Origin of the sequence: Bacillus sp. SIMBA_074 (genome assembly GCF_046534555.1) — a bacterium.
Lineage (GTDB): Bacteria > Bacillota > Bacilli > Bacillales > Bacillaceae_G > Bacillus_A > Bacillus_A mycoides.
Genome location: NZ_JAWRYM010000110.1, coordinates 1 through 474, shown reverse-complemented (window position 1 = coordinate 474; position 474 = coordinate 1). Strand labels below are relative to the sequence as shown.

Sequence of the window (474 nt, the reverse complement as noted above, 5' to 3'; positions counted from 1 at the left end):
GATCGCATTGATGGACCATACGCTGACGAAACTGATGCCATGGGACTATCTGTTGGTATTGCTCAATGGAACACCGCAGGGTGGACTGAACTCTCAGCAAAGGTTTGGAGGAATACAGGCGAGAAATGGTCCCGGCAGTCTGAGGAACTCCCGCTCCACCGAGTAATAGACCTTGCCACTCTGATCTGCATTACAATGGATTACAGCAAAAACGGGCGGCTATCATCCAGTGATGACTTTCCGGTTAGTCGATCTGCAGACAATCATGAACTTACTCATCATATTGGGCTCATGAAAAAAGAGTTAAAAGAAAACCAGGAATATCTTGATGAAAGCTTGAAACGCCTTTCAACGGAATTGAAGCGTCTTGGCTACTAACGAACCCGCCTAAATAGGCGGATTCTCATCTATTCTACCTACATGGATTTACCATAACATCCCAACCCCGAACTGCGAGCAGAAGACTCTGCTGTA

General features: G+C 46.4%; 1 protein-coding gene. It reads left to right on the top strand.

The window, feature by feature from the left end; genetic code table 11:
* The coding region (locus SB773_RS30035) for a DUF6530 family protein (protein WP_410593842.1) at window positions 1–378 on the top strand (378 nt) is incomplete at its 5' end.
* Window positions 379–474: the final 96 nt, after the last annotated feature.